This is a genomic window from Propioniferax innocua (assembly GCF_006716235.1).
GTDB lineage: Bacteria > Actinomycetota > Actinomycetes > Propionibacteriales > Propionibacteriaceae > Propioniferax > Propioniferax innocua.
In genome coordinates this window covers 1,152,431-1,166,404 of sequence record NZ_VFOR01000001.1, presented here as the reverse complement: position 1 = coordinate 1,166,404, position 13,974 = coordinate 1,152,431, and the positions used below count along the sequence as shown (strand labels likewise).

Annotated in this window: 8 protein-coding genes; 3 read left to right on the top strand and 5 right to left on the bottom strand. The window is 65.0% G+C overall.

Annotated elements, in window-relative coordinates; all coding sequences use genetic code 11:
• The first annotated feature begins 67 nt into the window (after positions 1-67).
• Both FB460_RS05520 and FB460_RS05515 read left to right on the top strand, forming a co-directional pair.
• Entirely contained in the window at positions 68-796 is a 729-nt protein-coding gene (locus FB460_RS05520; RefSeq protein ID WP_211345840.1) for a TetR/AcrR family transcriptional regulator, read from the top strand.
• A 216-nt stretch (positions 797-1,012) separates the two neighbouring features.
• A complete protein-coding gene (locus FB460_RS05515; protein WP_142093051.1) occupies positions 1,013-1,828 on the top strand; it encodes an SDR family NAD(P)-dependent oxidoreductase in 816 nt (271 codons plus the stop codon).
• An 18-nt stretch (positions 1,829-1,846) separates the two neighbouring features.
• On the opposite strand, the gene FB460_RS05510 is transcribed toward FB460_RS05515, so the two are convergent.
• The 4 genes from FB460_RS05510 to FB460_RS05495 form a co-directional block, all read right to left on the bottom strand.
• Complete coding sequence (locus tag FB460_RS05510; protein WP_142093050.1) at positions 1,847-2,767, bottom strand: cation diffusion facilitator family transporter; 921 nt, start codon at positions 2,765-2,767, stop codon at positions 1,847-1,849.
• Positions 2,767-3,150: an ArsR/SmtB family transcription factor gene (locus FB460_RS05505; RefSeq protein WP_142093049.1), complete on the bottom strand. Its 384-nt coding sequence runs from the start codon at positions 3,148-3,150 to the stop codon at positions 2,767-2,769. Before FB460_RS05505 ends, FB460_RS05510 begins: the two co-directional genes overlap by 1 nt.
• A 90-nt stretch (positions 3,151-3,240) precedes the next feature.
• Positions 3,241-3,915, bottom strand: a complete 675-nt coding sequence (locus tag FB460_RS05500) for an alpha/beta fold hydrolase (RefSeq protein ID WP_142093048.1) — start codon at positions 3,913-3,915, stop codon at positions 3,241-3,243.
• A 16-nt stretch (positions 3,916-3,931) separates the two neighbouring features.
• Positions 3,932-4,402 (bottom strand): tRNA (cytidine(34)-2'-O)-methyltransferase, encoded by a 471-nt coding sequence (locus tag FB460_RS05495; RefSeq protein ID WP_142093047.1) that lies wholly within the window; start codon positions 4,400-4,402, stop codon positions 3,932-3,934.
• A 132-nt stretch (positions 4,403-4,534) separates the two neighbouring features.
• Here FB460_RS05495 and FB460_RS05490 point away from each other — a divergent pair, with 132 nt between their 5' ends.
• Entirely contained in the window at positions 4,535-13,207 is an 8,673-nt protein-coding gene (locus tag FB460_RS05490; RefSeq protein WP_142093046.1) for a DUF7507 domain-containing protein, read from the top strand.
• Between the two features lie 42 nt (positions 13,208-13,249).
• Here the strand turns inward: FB460_RS05490 and FB460_RS05485 are convergent, their stop codons facing one another.
• Positions 13,250-13,921, bottom strand: a complete 672-nt coding sequence (locus FB460_RS05485; protein ID WP_142093045.1) for a TetR/AcrR family transcriptional regulator — start codon at positions 13,919-13,921, stop codon at positions 13,250-13,252.
• Between the last annotated feature and the right edge of the window lie 53 nt (positions 13,922-13,974).

Below are 13,974 nucleotides of genomic sequence, written 5' to 3'. Positions count from 1 at the left end.
GCAAGCTGCGCAGGGCGGATCGGCCAGTGGCTGACCGTGGATGGAGTCGAGGTGGAGGAGATCGTCGGTGAGTGATTCACGGAGGCCCGATGGTGGGGCTGCTGGTGTGGCTCGGGATGGGGCCGCTGATGGGAAGAAGCCGTCGGCAACCGTCCCCACCCGGGAGCGCATTCTCGAGGCTGCTCGGACGATCGCTCTCGACCATGGCTACAAGGGCACAACCCTTGCCATGATCCAGAAGCGTGCAGGCGTCCATGCGGGTTCCTTCTACTGGCATTTCAAGGACAAGGACGCGTTGTTCGCCGAGCTCGTTCGGCAGGCCCACAAGCAGAGCCAGGTGATGGAGCAGCCCCTTGAGGATGACGAGGACTCCAATCCGCTTCAGGTGATGTTGAGCTCGATCGTGGACAACCCTCGCCGCTACGGCCTGTGGCGGTTCAATCTCCAGCTCATGTTGGACCGGGACATGTTGAATTCGGCCACTGCGGAGGAGATCCGCGCGCTGCGTCGTATGACCCAGTGCATGTTGACCGATGCGTGGGTCGGGAAGGTTCCTGCGAATGTGCTGGAACGGCATCCGGATCTGCCGGGGCAGATGGCTGATTATGCTCTGGCGACCGTCGAAGGCTGTGTCCTCTCGCGCATCGCCGGCACTCAGCGTGACGAGGGGATGATCACCGAGGCGGCCACGAGTGTCATCGCGGCCATGGTCGCCCAGGCCTGCCGCGAGGTGGGCGAGCCCGTTCCGGACTTCTTCGACGCGCGGGCTCGGGCATTGATGAACGCGATCGATTGATCTGGCCTCGGCCCCGAGTGGGGTTGCTCGCTGTTCCGGCGGTAGGGTCGACGCTGGTCGGTGGGCGAGCCGACCGTGGGCACTCAAGTCGAACCAACGTCGGGGCGGCGTCACCTGTGACGGCGAGGCGCCGAAGGGACCCCGGGATTTCATCAGTGTGACCCAAGGGTTTCATCAGTGTGACCCAGGGGTTTCATCAGTGTGAAAGGTGTGCACATGGCATGGCTTGAGGAACAGATCGTGGCTCTCACCGGAGGTGGCTCCGGGCTGGGGCGGGCGCTCGTGGACACTCTCGTGGAGGAGGGGGCGCGGGTCGTCGTGCTCGAACACTCCAAGGAGAAGGCCGCTGCGCTCGGCGAGGCGGTCGACCCGGATCGGGTGAAGGTCGTCACCGGTGACGCCTCGTGTTTCGTCGACAATCAGGCCGCGGTCGATCTCGCGGTGCAGACGTGGGGTCGGCTCGACTCATTCATCGCCAATGCGGGCATCTGGGATTTCGGCCGTCGGATCGATCAGATGGGGCCAGAAGATCTTGAAGCGGGGTTCGATGCCATCTACCGCGTGAACGTCAAGGCGCCACTGCTGGGCGTCAAGGCCGCCCTCGAGCCTTTGCGGGAGTCGAGGGGCAGCGTGATCGTCACGTTGTCGAATGCGGCACTGTATCCCGGCGGGGGTGGCAGCTTGTACGTTTCCAGCAAGCATGCCGGTGTTGGTCTGGTGAAGCAGCTGGCCTACGAACTGGCTCCGGATGTCCGCGTCAATGCCGTGGCTCCTGCCGGCATGGTGTCCGACCTTCGTGGGCCTGCCGAGATGGGGCTGGCAAAAACGTCGGTGACGAGTTTCGACATGGCGGGCGCGGTGGCCCGATCCTCCGCACTGCGGCGCTGCCCGGAGGCTGCCGACTACACCGGGGCCTTCGTGCTGCTGGCCTCACGTCGCTACGGCATCACCACGTCGGGGTCGGTGCTCGATGTGGCCAATGCGAAGGGGCTCATCGGCCGCGTGGCCGACGATCTGTTGTCGGATTCCTGACGCGGACGATCGGCGCTCTCAGCTGTGCAACTGGAGCACGTGTGCGGACGCGACTTCACTGGACTCGAGTTGGAACGTCGAATGGCTGACGCTGATCTCGTGGTGGGAGCGCAGGCAGGTGAGCATCTGTTCGAGGATCTCCAGGCTGTGTCCGTCGCGGAAGCAGTCGTCATGCAGAACGACGTGGGCGGTCACCACCGGGAGCCCTGAACCCACGGCCGATGCGTGCAGGTCATGCACATCCACCACGTGCGGGAGGCTGAGGAGGTGCGCTCGGACGCGCTCCAGGTCAAGTCCTTCAGGGGTCGACTCCAGCAATATCGAGCCGGATTCCCGGAGGAGGGCGATGGCGCGCGGGACGATCAGGGCCGCCACCGTCAGGCTCGCGATGGCGTCAGCGCGGTGCCAGCCGGTGGTGGCGATGACGCCGGCTGCCACCAGAACGGCGACCGAGCCGAGCGCGTCGGCGCTCACTTCGAGGAAGGCGGCACGCATGTTCAGATTGGAGTCTCGTCCGCCCTGCAGTACCAGTAGGGAGATCACGTTGCCGATCAGGCCGACCGTGCCGACCACGAGTAGTCCGGTCGACATGACCTCCGGTGGGGTGATGAGCCGCTGGATTCCTTCGATGATCGCGTATGTACCGACGGCGAGCAGGATTCCAGCCTGAGCGGCTGCTGCGATCACTTCGATCCGCAGCCATCCCCATGTTCGGCGTGGGTTGGGCGGGCGCATCATCAGGGTGGCGGCCACGAGCGCTGTCAGCAGGCCGAGGGTGTCGGTGAACATGTGGGCGGCGTCCACCAGCAGGGCCAGGCTGTTGGTGATGATGGCGCCGACGACCTCGGCGACCAGAATCGTTCCGGTGACTGCGAGGGCGATGGCCAGACGGGTTCGATTCGTCGTGGCGTCAGCGTGGGAATGGCTGTGGTCGTGCATCACTGCGCACCGCTGGCTGAGGGGCATGCGGTGGCTGCGCCGCCCGTGGCGATCAGCAGCTTCCCGGCGCTCTCCAGGAGTTGGGTGACGAGCTCGGGCTGGGCCAGACGGTAGTGGGTGGCCCTGCCCTGGGTCCGGGACTCGAGCAGTCCGCAGTCGCGGAGGCATGCGACGTGGGCAGACACCGTCGATTGGGCAAGGCTCAGGTGATCCACCAGATCGGCCACCCGATGTTCGCCGGACAGGAGGTGTTGCACGATCGTCAGGCGGGTTGCGTCCGACAGGCTGCGCAGGATCGTGGCTGAGGCCTGCAGGGATTCGCGTGTGGCCAGTGTTTCGCGGGCGTCGAGGGTGGACTCTCTGCGCATTTCTATCATCGCCATGTGGCGATGATAGCAGGGTGGCGATGATTCACGGGGCTCGAGCTCCGGTCCGCCGGTGTGAGTGCCTTCTCGTGTCCAAGCGTCGGAGTCTCAGGCCTCAGGGCCGGGGTTGCGGTCGTCCTCCGTCTCGATGCGGGAGGAATTGTTGCGCCACGTCTCGAGCATCTCTGCGATCGGGGTGGTCGCGGCCTCGGGGATGCCGTCATGTGCTGGTTGCGCGGCCACTGACTTCCCGGCCGCGACCCGTAGATGCTTGAGATAGGTGCCCACGCCGTCTTGGGAGGCCTGGTCGCCGTCGACCCCGATCAGCATCGCGGGCGCTGAGATCTTCTGGAGGGTCTGGGGCAGGTCGATACTGCTCAAGGTATCGAGCACTTCGCCGAACCGGCGCTTGTCGATGGCCTGCGAGCGGGGGATGAAGCGCATCATCAGTTTGATCCCGCGAATCTGGCGTCGCGTCGGAGGGATCCGGGGAGAGATCAGGATGAGCCCAGCCACGCGGTCATCCTGGGCCGCAGCCAGGGCGGCCACGATCGTGCTGAAGCCGTGGGCGATCAGGTATCCGCGGTCGGTTCCTCGTTCGGTCAGGAGATTGCTGATGTCCTGTGCTGCGGCGGTGGGGGAGAACTCGCCGCGATTTCCCGGACGCAGGCCCGCAAGCCACGGCGCTGACATCGGCAGATCGGCGGGAAGGGCTTCCACCTGTGGTTGCCACACGGGTGGCAGCTGGCCGACATCATGCAGGAATACAACGAGCTCGCGCATGGAGGAACTGTACGCTTCAGGCTCCGGTGAACCCATTCTGGCGCCAGGCCTCATAGGTTGCGATCGATGCGGCATTCGCCAGATTCAATGAGCGGCGTCCGGCCAGCATCGGGATGCGGACCTGGGCGTCGACACGTGGATCGGTGAGGACTTCGGGGGCCAGCCCTGTTGGTTCGGGGCCGAAGAGCAGCACGTCGCCGGGCTCGTATTCCACCTCGGTGTGGGCGATGTCGCCATGGGCCGTGAAGGCGAACACGCGGGCCGGGAGCAACCGGGTCCAGGCTGCTTCGAGGTGCTCGTGCACATGGACATTGGCCATGTCGTGGTAATCGAGGCCCGCGCGGCGCAGCTTCGCGTCCTCCATGTCGAAACCCAGTGGCCCGGCCAGATGGAGTTCGGCGCCGGTCACGGCCGAGAGGCGGATCGCGTTGCCCGTGTTCTGGGGGATGCGTGGCTCGTGGAAGAGCAGACGCAGTGAGAAGTCCATGGGAGAAGCCTTGCAGAAGAGGTTGGAGTGACTGTGAGTAGCACACTGCTTGCGAAATATTGAGGTGCCGCGCGGAGTTGACCCGATTTTCCCTGTTGTGTTGACTTGGGTCCGGTTCGTGGGAGGAGCAGGATGCGACGTGTCATTGCAGTAGTGGGAAGCCTGTTGTTGGTGGCGGGCTTGATGGTGATGGCGCCTCGCGCCAACAACGCCGAGGCAGCGGTGAACCGCAATTTCTCGCCTATCTTCTCCGCTCAGAGCAATGGTGAGATCACGGTCACGGGTAACACGCTCATGACCTGCCCCCCAACGGATCCAGCCTGTACCGCTGCGTTGGCGGGCAACAGCGTTGCGGGTAACAACAACTTCGTGATGAGGCCTTTGGATGCGGACAATGACCCGTCGACCTCGAGCAGCTCCGGGGCATCAGTGAAGATCCCCAAGGGGGGACGGGTGCTGTTCGCCGGTCTCTTCTGGGGCGGAACACGGGCGGGGACGCCCTCGACGGCCCCCGAGAGCGCAACCCGGAACGTGAAGTTTCGCGCGCCCGGTGGTGGCTACCAGAGCATCACGGCCAATAGGACGGACAATCTTTCCGGTGGTTACAGCCCTTACTCGTCGTGGGCCGACGTCACGTCGATCGTCCGTGGTGCAGGAGCCGGTGAGTACTGGGCGGCCGATGCCGCGATGAGCGGCGGAGTGGATCGGTTCGCCGGCTGGGGCCTTGTGGTCGTGTACGCGCATCCGTCGCTGCCGCTGCGAGACCTCACCGTCTCCAGCGGTGCTGCGACGCTCGGCGGGAGTGAAACCGTGAACATCCCGATCGCCGGCTTCCGCACTCCTCAGACCGGGCCGGTGAACGCCAAGTTCGGACAGATCACCTTCGAGGGAGACCAACAGCTTGGCGGTGACTCGTTCTCGCTCAACGGGACGTCCTTGGCCGACGCACAGAGTCCCAGCACGAACTTCTTCAACAGCCGAGTCTCCACCGAAGGTTCACTGCGGACGGACCGGGTACCCGCACACTCCAACAACATGGCCCTCGACGCGAAGGTGGTCAATGCTCCGGGCATCATTCCCAATGGGGCCACGAGTGCAACGGCCAGGTTCTCCACCGTGGGCGATGTCTATTACCCCGCGATGCTGTCGTCCCAGATCGATCTGTACGCCCCGAACCTCAATGGCACGAAATCTGTCACCAATCTCACCGGTTCGCAGAGCGAGGCCAGTGTCGGCGATGTACTCGAATACACCGTGGATCTGACCAATGTGGGTGAGGATCCAGCGGTTGACACAGTTGTGACCGATGCGATTCCCGCGGGGACGAGCTACGTCCCGGACTCTCTTCGTGTGACACGCGGAGCGGGGGCGGGCGACAAGACCGATGCCGTCGCCGATGACCAGATGGAACTCTCCGGGGAAGAGGTCGTCGCCCGGATGGGTGATGGAGCGAGTGCCACGCGTGGCGGACGCCTCGACCCGGGCGCGTCCACGACCTTCAGCTTCAGGGTGCGCGTGGAGGACGCCGCAGCCGGGGGCAAGGTGGTCAACTCTGCGGCGGCGAAGTTCGCCAGTGGCACGCTTCCCGACAAGACCTTCACCTATGAAACCAACGAGGTGCAGACCCCTGTCGCGAAGCGTGCGGACGTATCGATCCTCAAGGAGGGCCCCGAGCGTCTGGCCCCGGGTGAGTCCGCCACGTGGACTCTTCGGGTGTCCAACGCCGGGCCGAGCCCCGCCACGGATGTGCGGGTCATCGACCCGCTGCCGGAGGGCCTGAGCAACATCGATATCGACCGTTCCGAGTGTGACATCGTCGACGGTGCCGTCGACTGCTCCTTCCCCGAGCTCGCGGTGCGAGCGAGTGAAACGATCACCATCACAGCGAGAACAGGGGCCGGTCTGCCCGACGGGAACTTGGTGAACCATGCTCGGGTCACATCGGGAACCTTCGATCCCAATCCGGACAATGACACCTCGCAGTCGCTGACCGAGCTCAACCGTTCGGCCGATGTTGCTCTCCGCAAGACGGCCGAGCCATCTGCTCCGGCGCCAGGTGAACTCGTCACGTGGACTCTCACCGCAACCAACGATGGCCCGTCGCGGTCCGAACAGGTTCAGATTTTCGACACCCTTCCGAGCGGAGTCACCATCGAAGGTGAGCCGACCACGTCTGCGGGAACCTGCACCGTGGCGGATGCCGAAGTGCGCTGTGTGGTTGACGCCCTCGATCCCGGCGAATCTGTCCAGGTGACGGTGGTGGGACGGCTTGACTCGCGGCTGGCTGGCGGGGAGATCCTCACAAACCGTGCCAGCACCATCTCCAACACGCCGGATCCTGACACGACGAATGACTCGGACTCGGTCGACGTCGTCGTCGGTGACCCGGTCGCCGATATCCAGACCACCAAGTCAGGGCCGGACAGCGCGGTGCCGGGTGAGATCATCACGTTCGACATCGAGGCGACGAATGTCGGCCCGTCCCAGGCAGTCGGCGTCACAGTGGAGGATGTTCTTCCAGACACGTTGGAGCCCATCTCCATCAACTCCGTGGCGGGGGACTGCTCCATCGAGGGACAGGCGGTGAGATGTTCTGCGGGGACCACGACGGTCGCTGTTGGGCAGAAGATCACAGCCACAGTCCGTGCCCGTGTCCTTCCCGGGGCCACCGGCTCGTTGGTGAACACCGCCGTCGTGTCGGCGCAGACGGCGGACCCGAACCCGGACAACAACACCGGCGAGACCAGTGTCCGCCTCGTGCCGCAGGCGGACCTGTCGATCACGAAGGTCCACGATCGTCTGACCGATCCGGTCGATGGGGATACCGTGACGTACACGCTGCAGGTGGACAACTTGGGTCCCTCCGACGCCACGGATGTGGTTGTCGTGGACACACTTCCTGCTGGCCTGGTGCCCGGTGCAGCCCCTGAGGGATGCACATGGGCTGGGCAGGAGCTCACCTGTCAGCTGGGGACGGTGGCCGTCGACGACGAACCGATCGCGATCTCCTTCCCTGTCACGGTGAACACAAACGATGTCACCACCGAGGTGAACACGGCCACGGTGACGTCATCGGCGACCGATCCCGACCCCAGTGACAACGAGGCGTCCGCCGAGTTCATCACCGGTATCGCGGCCGACCTGAGCGTCACGAAGGAAGGGCCTGACACGATCACGGCGGGTGAGCAGGGTGTCTGGACGCTGACGGTCAGCAATAACGGTCCTTCCGACGCTCGCGACGTCACCGTCGTCGACGAACTGCCGTCCGAGTTGCAGAATGCGACAGGCACGGTGACCGATGGCGCCGGAACGTGTGCGGCCGTCGGGGCAGAGCTTCAATGCACAGGGCTTGGAACGCTGCGTCCCGGGGAGAGCCGCACGATCGAGCTCAGCGCAGACATCGACCCCGGCACGGATTCGCTCGGTCTGATCAATTCTGTTCGGGCCGAATCCACGACGCCGGATCCTTTCGGCTCCAACAATCGGGCCTTCGACTCCACGGCCATCGACCATGCGGCCGATCTGGAAACCATCAAGTCTGGTCCGAGCATCGTCATCGCAGGTGAGGAGATCACGTGGGAGGTGCTTGTCACCAACCATGGGCCCTCGACTGCGCGAGAGGTGTCCGTGGCCGACCTGCTGCCCCCGGGGATCGACGAGGCCACCGCGGTGCTGCAGGGGTGCGACTCGGTTGATGGGCTGAGCTGCCTGATCGACGAGATGGCCGTGGGCGAACAGCGAACATTCACCGTCAGTGGCATGGTGTCTCCCTCCGTCGAGCCAGGAACCCAGCTGGTGAACACCGCTGACGCCTCTTCGGCGGTTCAGGATCCGGACCCATCGAATGATCTGGATGAGCATCCGACGACGGTGGAGACCCGGGCCGATGTCTCGGTGGACAAATCCGTCGACCCCTCTCCACTCGTCGCCGGTTCCCCCGGCGTCTACAAGCTGACGGTCAGCAATGCCGGCCCCTCGACGGCTCGCGATGTCGTCGTGACCGACGAGCTTCCCCCGGGATTGATCCCGGAGTCCGTGCAGGGCTCGGGGGACTGTGAGATCAATGGGCAGACCGTGACATGCCGACACGCCACGGTCGCGCCCGGTGGCGGTGGCGAGGAGGTCATCTTCATCAACGTGTCACCGGACATCCAGGGTGAGTCGGTCAGCAACACGGTCAATGTCACCACGGCGACCCCCGACCCCGACCCGAGCAATGACCAGGACACGGTGGTCGTCCCGATCGAGCATCATGCGTCCTTGCGGCTTTCGAAGACCGCCGCTGGCTCCACTCTCGCGGCCGGTGATGGGACGACGTTCTTCCTGAGCGTCGTCAACGAGGGCCCGTCGCGGGCCACCGATGTGGTGGTCACCGATCGGATCCCCGAGGGCTTCGATCTGTTCGACGCGCCCGGCTGTGATGTCGACGCCGCTGCTCGTACGGTGACCTGCCGTGTGGGCGACCTCGGCGTTGGTGAGCAGGCCGAGCGAAGCGTGTGGGCGCGGGTTGACTCCACGCAGGAGCCGGGCGTGCTCGTCAATGACGCCACGGCCACATCGCCGACGGCCGAGGAGGACGCCCGGGCGAGTGCTGAGGTCGCGGTTGAAACCAGGGCCGATGTGGAGTTGACCAAGACTCCGGTGTATGGAGCGGTGCTCGTGGGGGATGAGATCGCTTGGAACGTCGCGCTCCGAAACAACGGTCCCTCAGCGGCTCAGAACCTCGTTGTCACCGATGAGATCCCCGAGGGGGTGGAGAACCCCCAGGTCACCATGGATCACCCCGATGCGGACTGTCGGATCGAGGGCAGGACGGCCATCTGTCGTCTGCCTCGGTTGCTGGTGGGAGGTGCGGCGATGAGCCTGACCGGTACGGTGTCGGCGGACTATCGCAGCAGTTCCATCACGAACTCCGCCCATGTCGAAGTCCCTGCTGATCCCGAACCCGGGAACAATGTCGGTGAGTCGACCATCCAGGTGGCCCAGATGGCCGACATGGCCGTCACAAAGGACGTCGATCAGGATTCTGCGGTCCCGGGTGAGACGCTGAGCTGGACGGTCACTGGAACGAACAAGGGTGACTCGATCGCTCCCGATGTGCAGCTTTTCGACCTGCTCCCACCGGGTCTGCGTGACATCACCATTGAAGGCTCCGGTGGCGCCCGCTGCCACCTCCTAGCCGATGCGACCGGTGGTGCCGCGCCGAACAGTGGCGAGGCGGGGTGCTCCTATGACGACGTTCGCGTTGGTGATTCGGTCACGATGCGGATCACTGCGGTTCTCGAGGCCGGTGTCACGGCGGATTCATTGACGAACCACGCATCCGTGGCGTCGGAGATTCCAGATCCGGAGTCAGGAAACAACCATGTCGATGTCACCACTGCGCTGCGTCCATCGGCCGATGTGCGGATCGAGAAGGAACTCGTCGAGGCGCCGCCGGTCCCTGGAGAGCCTGCGACGTGGCGGTTGCGGGTGACCAACGACGGCCCATCCGTGGCACGTGACGTGGTGGTGAGAGACGAGATGCCCGCTGGTGTATCCGGTGTGGAAGCCACGGCCGAGGAACCGGATGTTGCGTGTGAGGTTGCTGACGGCGTCGTGACCTGCCGACGAGCCACGGTGGCTCCGGGCGAGACGATCATCGTGACGATGACCGGAGTCGTTGACCCGAGTGCTCGTGGGGAGGTCACGAACACCGCCACGGTCTCGACGTCGACCGGTGACCCGGACTCGAGCAATGACACCGCGACAACCAAGGATCAGTTGGTCCCATCGGCGGACCTTGCCCTGGACAAGCGAGTCCTCACGGAGAACCCACAGGCAGGTGCGCCTCTCACTTGGCGGCTGACCATGACCAACCATGGCCCCTCGGCTGCCGAGCCAGCCGTGATCGGCGATACCCTGCCTGAGGAGCTGACCGATGTCAGGGTCGTCGACGACGGTGGCCTCGATTGTTCGGTCGATGGTCGAAGCGTCCTGTGTTCGGCTGATTCGTTGGCTCCCGGAGCGTCGGCGAGTATCGAGGTCGTCGGTACGGTGGATGCCGATGCAACCGGTGAGATCGTTAACACCGGACGCATCAGCAGTGGAACCCCTGACCCCGTGACCGACAATGACACCGCGACGACGACCACTCCGCTGGGTTCCTCGGCGGATGTGTCGTTGATGAAGCGCCAGCGCACCGAAACGCCTGTCGCCGGGCAGCAGGTCGAGTGGGATCTCGTCGTGCGTAATGACGGGCCTGCGGTGGCGCGGGACGTCCGGGTGACGGACGCGCTTCCCGAGCAGGTCACCAATGCCCGGGCCACCGGGGCGGAGTGCGAACTCGCTGGTCGGACGCTCACGTGTGCCGATTTCGATCTCGCTGTCGGCGAGGAGCGCACCATCACTGTCACCGCTGACATCGTTCCCACGGCGAGTGGGGAGCTGCTGAACAGTGCTGAGGTCCGGTCGGGAACGTATGACCCCACCTCGGGCAACAACAGCGACACCAGCACCGGGACCGTTGTCTCCGATGTGGATCTGTCTCTGACGAAGGATGTTCTCAGCGGAGGAACGACGCCCGGGGCGCCTGTGACCTGGACGGTTCAGGCGGTGAACCACGGCCCCTCGACTGCGTCCAACGTGACCGTGACCGATGAACTTCCGCCGGGGATCACCGATGTGGAGGTGTCGGCTGATCCGGCCACAGCCTGCCGGGTGGAGGGCCTGACGGTCACCTGTGAACGCCGATCGCTTGACAGTGGTGCCACCATGCCTGTCCAGATCACCGGGGTGGTTTCTCCCGAAGCGCGTGGTGAACTCACCAATGAGGCCGCTGTCACCACAACATCGCCGGACCGTGATCCGGGCAATGATTCGGCCACGGTCACCACGCGTCTGACCCCTGATGTCGACCTGGCGGTCACCAAACAGGTCCAGGCCGAGGATGCCCCCACGGCCGGTGACGTCATCACGTGGCAGGTGGTGGTGGCGAACAGCGGCACCTCCGATGCCACGGGCGTGGTTCTCACCGACCGCTTGCCCAGTGGTGTCTCCGACGTCGAGGTGCGAGCCCCCGGAGGCATCGAATGCACCACTGCCGGTGGTGAAGTGACTTGTCCGCTGGGAACCGTTCCTGCGAAGAGCAGCGTCTCGGTCGAGATCAGCGGCACGGTTCCGTCCAACGTCGAGGAATTGACGAATGCCGCGACGGTGGTGGGAGTCGAAGATGAGCCGACTCCCGAGGACAACGAGCACTCGGTGACCACGCCTGTCGGACAGCTCGCAGACGTTGCGGTGTCCACGGAACTCGTCGGGGAGGCTGTGCCCGGTGAGGAGGTCACGTGGCGTGTGGCCGTCGAGAACCGTGGACCGGACGATGCCCGGGACGTGCTTGTGCGCGATGTGCTGCCCGCGGGACTCCTGGACGTGGAAGCTCATGCCCCACGAGGTGCGTCATGCTCGGAGCACGATGCGGCCCTGCATTGCCGACTGGGTGAGCTGGCGTCGGGTGCGAAGACCGAGATCACGGTCACTGGACGCCTCGGCAGCGAGGTCTCGGGCGAGATCGTCAACGCTGTGCATGTGACGAACTCGGTGGCAGATCCCACCCTTGACAACAACGAGTCCGTGGCGATCGACAGTGTCACTCCGAGCGCGAATCTCGCGGTGGTGAAGACTCGAACCGGTGATGGTGAGTTGGTGCCGGGGCGTGATGTGGGATGGACGATCACGGTCACCAATGAAGGCCCTTCCACGGCGCGTGATGTCGTCATCGACGACGTACTCGCCACTGAGGCGGTCGATCCTCGCGTCAGCGTCGAGGATCCACTGACCGGCTGCGTCCTGGCCGAGGGTCAGGCCCTGCGGTGTGGTCGAGCAACCCTTGCCCCAGGTGATTCCTTCACCGTCCAGATCGACGCGACCGTCGCGCCCACGGCCCGCGGGGAGCTGGAGAACACGGCCACGGTCTCTGGTTCGACGCCGGATCCGAACTCTGGTGATGATGTCTCGACCGTGGGGACCTCCTTGACGCCCTCGGCGGATCTCGATGTTCGCAAGACGTTGGTGACCCCTGCGGTGCCGGGTGAACCGGTGGTGTGGCGGGTCGTGGTGACGAACCTTGGCCCCTCAGCTGCGAGCCCCGTGTCCGTGGTCGACGAAGTTCCGCACGAGATCTCCGACATCACAACGAGCGGCCCCAGCTGTGCCGTTGACGATCGGACGGTGACGTGTCTGGCGGATGTGATCCTGCCCGGTGATTCTGTGACCGTCGAGATCGGTGGGGTCTTGGCGCAGGATGCCAGCGGGGAATTGGTGAATACTGCTCGCGTCACGAGCCCCACCCCAGATCCGGTCGAGGACAACGATCAGGGCACGGCACGCGACACCATTCTCGAGGTGGTCCCTGAGCCTGAGACGCCTGTGTCGCCTGAGCCGACAAAGCCAGGAGACCCTGTACCGAGTGAGCCCGGTCCGAGTGAGCCCGGTCCGAGTGAGCCCGGTCCGAGTGAGCCCGGTCCGAGTGAGCCCGGTCCGAGTGAGCCCGGTCCGAGTGAGCCCGGTCCGAGTGAGCCCGGTCCGAGTGAGCCCGGTCCCAGTGAGCCCGGTCCCAGTGAGCCCGGCCCCAGTGAGCCCGGTCCCAGTGAGCCCGGCCCCAGTGAGCCCGGTCCCAGTGAGCCGGGCCCCGATCAGCCTGCTCCAGCACCGGAAGACCAGCCGGGCGGGTTCCTGCCCAGAACGGGTGGTCCTGCGGCGGGGATCCTGCTCAGTGGCTTGATGGCATTGGCCGTGGGAGGTGCCATTCTGCGACGCCGTCGATGACCGGGGGGCCGATGGCGGACTGAGTGATGGGTGTTCGCCCGGTCAGGAGGTCAGGGCGGTTCGGCACATTCCCGGCAAGGCGGCTCGGGTGGGGTCTTCCAGCCGTCGGCCGACCACGTGACGCGATGCGTTTATCATGCCCACTGCGGCTCGGCATCGTGCCTTGACGGCGTCGTCGTCCAGCTCGGGCTTCAGCTTCGACAACGTTTCGTACCAGAGCTGCAGGTAGGTGCGCTGCAGCGTTGCAACTTTTTCGCGGGCCGTGGGCTCGAGGTTGAGCAGTTCACGGTCCTGGACGCCGATGAGCTCGGTTTCGGTGAAGGCGAAGTGCACGTGGAAGGCGATGAGTGAGTCGAGTGCCGACTCAGGGTCGGGTGCGGCGTCGAGTACCTTCTCGCCGCCGGCCTGCAGTCGCTCGGAGACGTCCACGAGGACGGCGGTGAGCAGGTCGTGTTTGCTGCTGAAGTGTCGATAGAGCGCGGGGCCCGAGATGCCCACGGCCGAGCCGATGTCATCCAGTCGGGTGGCGTGGAAGCCCCGCTCGGCCATGATGCGGGCCGCCGCCTTCAACAACCCTGAACGCCGCTCGGCCTTGGCCTCCTGGCGTGCGCCAGTGCCTGGCCGTGGTGTCGGGATGCTTGTCGATGAACCATCGGTGGCGCCGAGGGTGACGTCGGAGCCCGACCCCTCGACGGGGTTGTTGTTGCGGGGCATGCCTCACATTGTATACCGTTAGTGACGGTTAACTAACTCGCATGAGCGGGGTC

Bases quoted from the DNA above. Each gene is read 5' to 3' on its own strand.
- FB460_RS05515 (WP_142093051.1), top strand. From the start codon at position 1,013: ATGGCATGGCTTGAGGAACAGATCGTGGCTCTCACCGGAGGTGGCTCC.
- FB460_RS05510 (WP_142093050.1), bottom strand. From the start codon at position 2,767: ATGCACGACCACAGCCATTCCCACGCTGACGCCACGACGAATCGAACC.
- FB460_RS05505 (WP_142093049.1), bottom strand. From the start codon at position 3,150: ATGGCGATGATAGAAATGCGCAGAGAGTCCACCCTCGACGCCCGCGAA.
- FB460_RS05500 (WP_142093048.1), bottom strand. From the start codon at position 3,915: ATGCGCGAGCTCGTTGTATTCCTGCATGATGTCGGCCAGCTGCCACCC.
- FB460_RS05495 (WP_142093047.1), bottom strand. From the start codon at position 4,402: ATGGACTTCTCACTGCGTCTGCTCTTCCACGAGCCACGCATCCCCCAG.
- FB460_RS05490 (WP_142093046.1), top strand. From the start codon at position 4,535: ATGCGACGTGTCATTGCAGTAGTGGGAAGCCTGTTGTTGGTGGCGGGC.
- FB460_RS05485 (WP_142093045.1), bottom strand. From the start codon at position 13,921: ATGCCCCGCAACAACAACCCCGTCGAGGGGTCGGGCTCCGACGTCACC.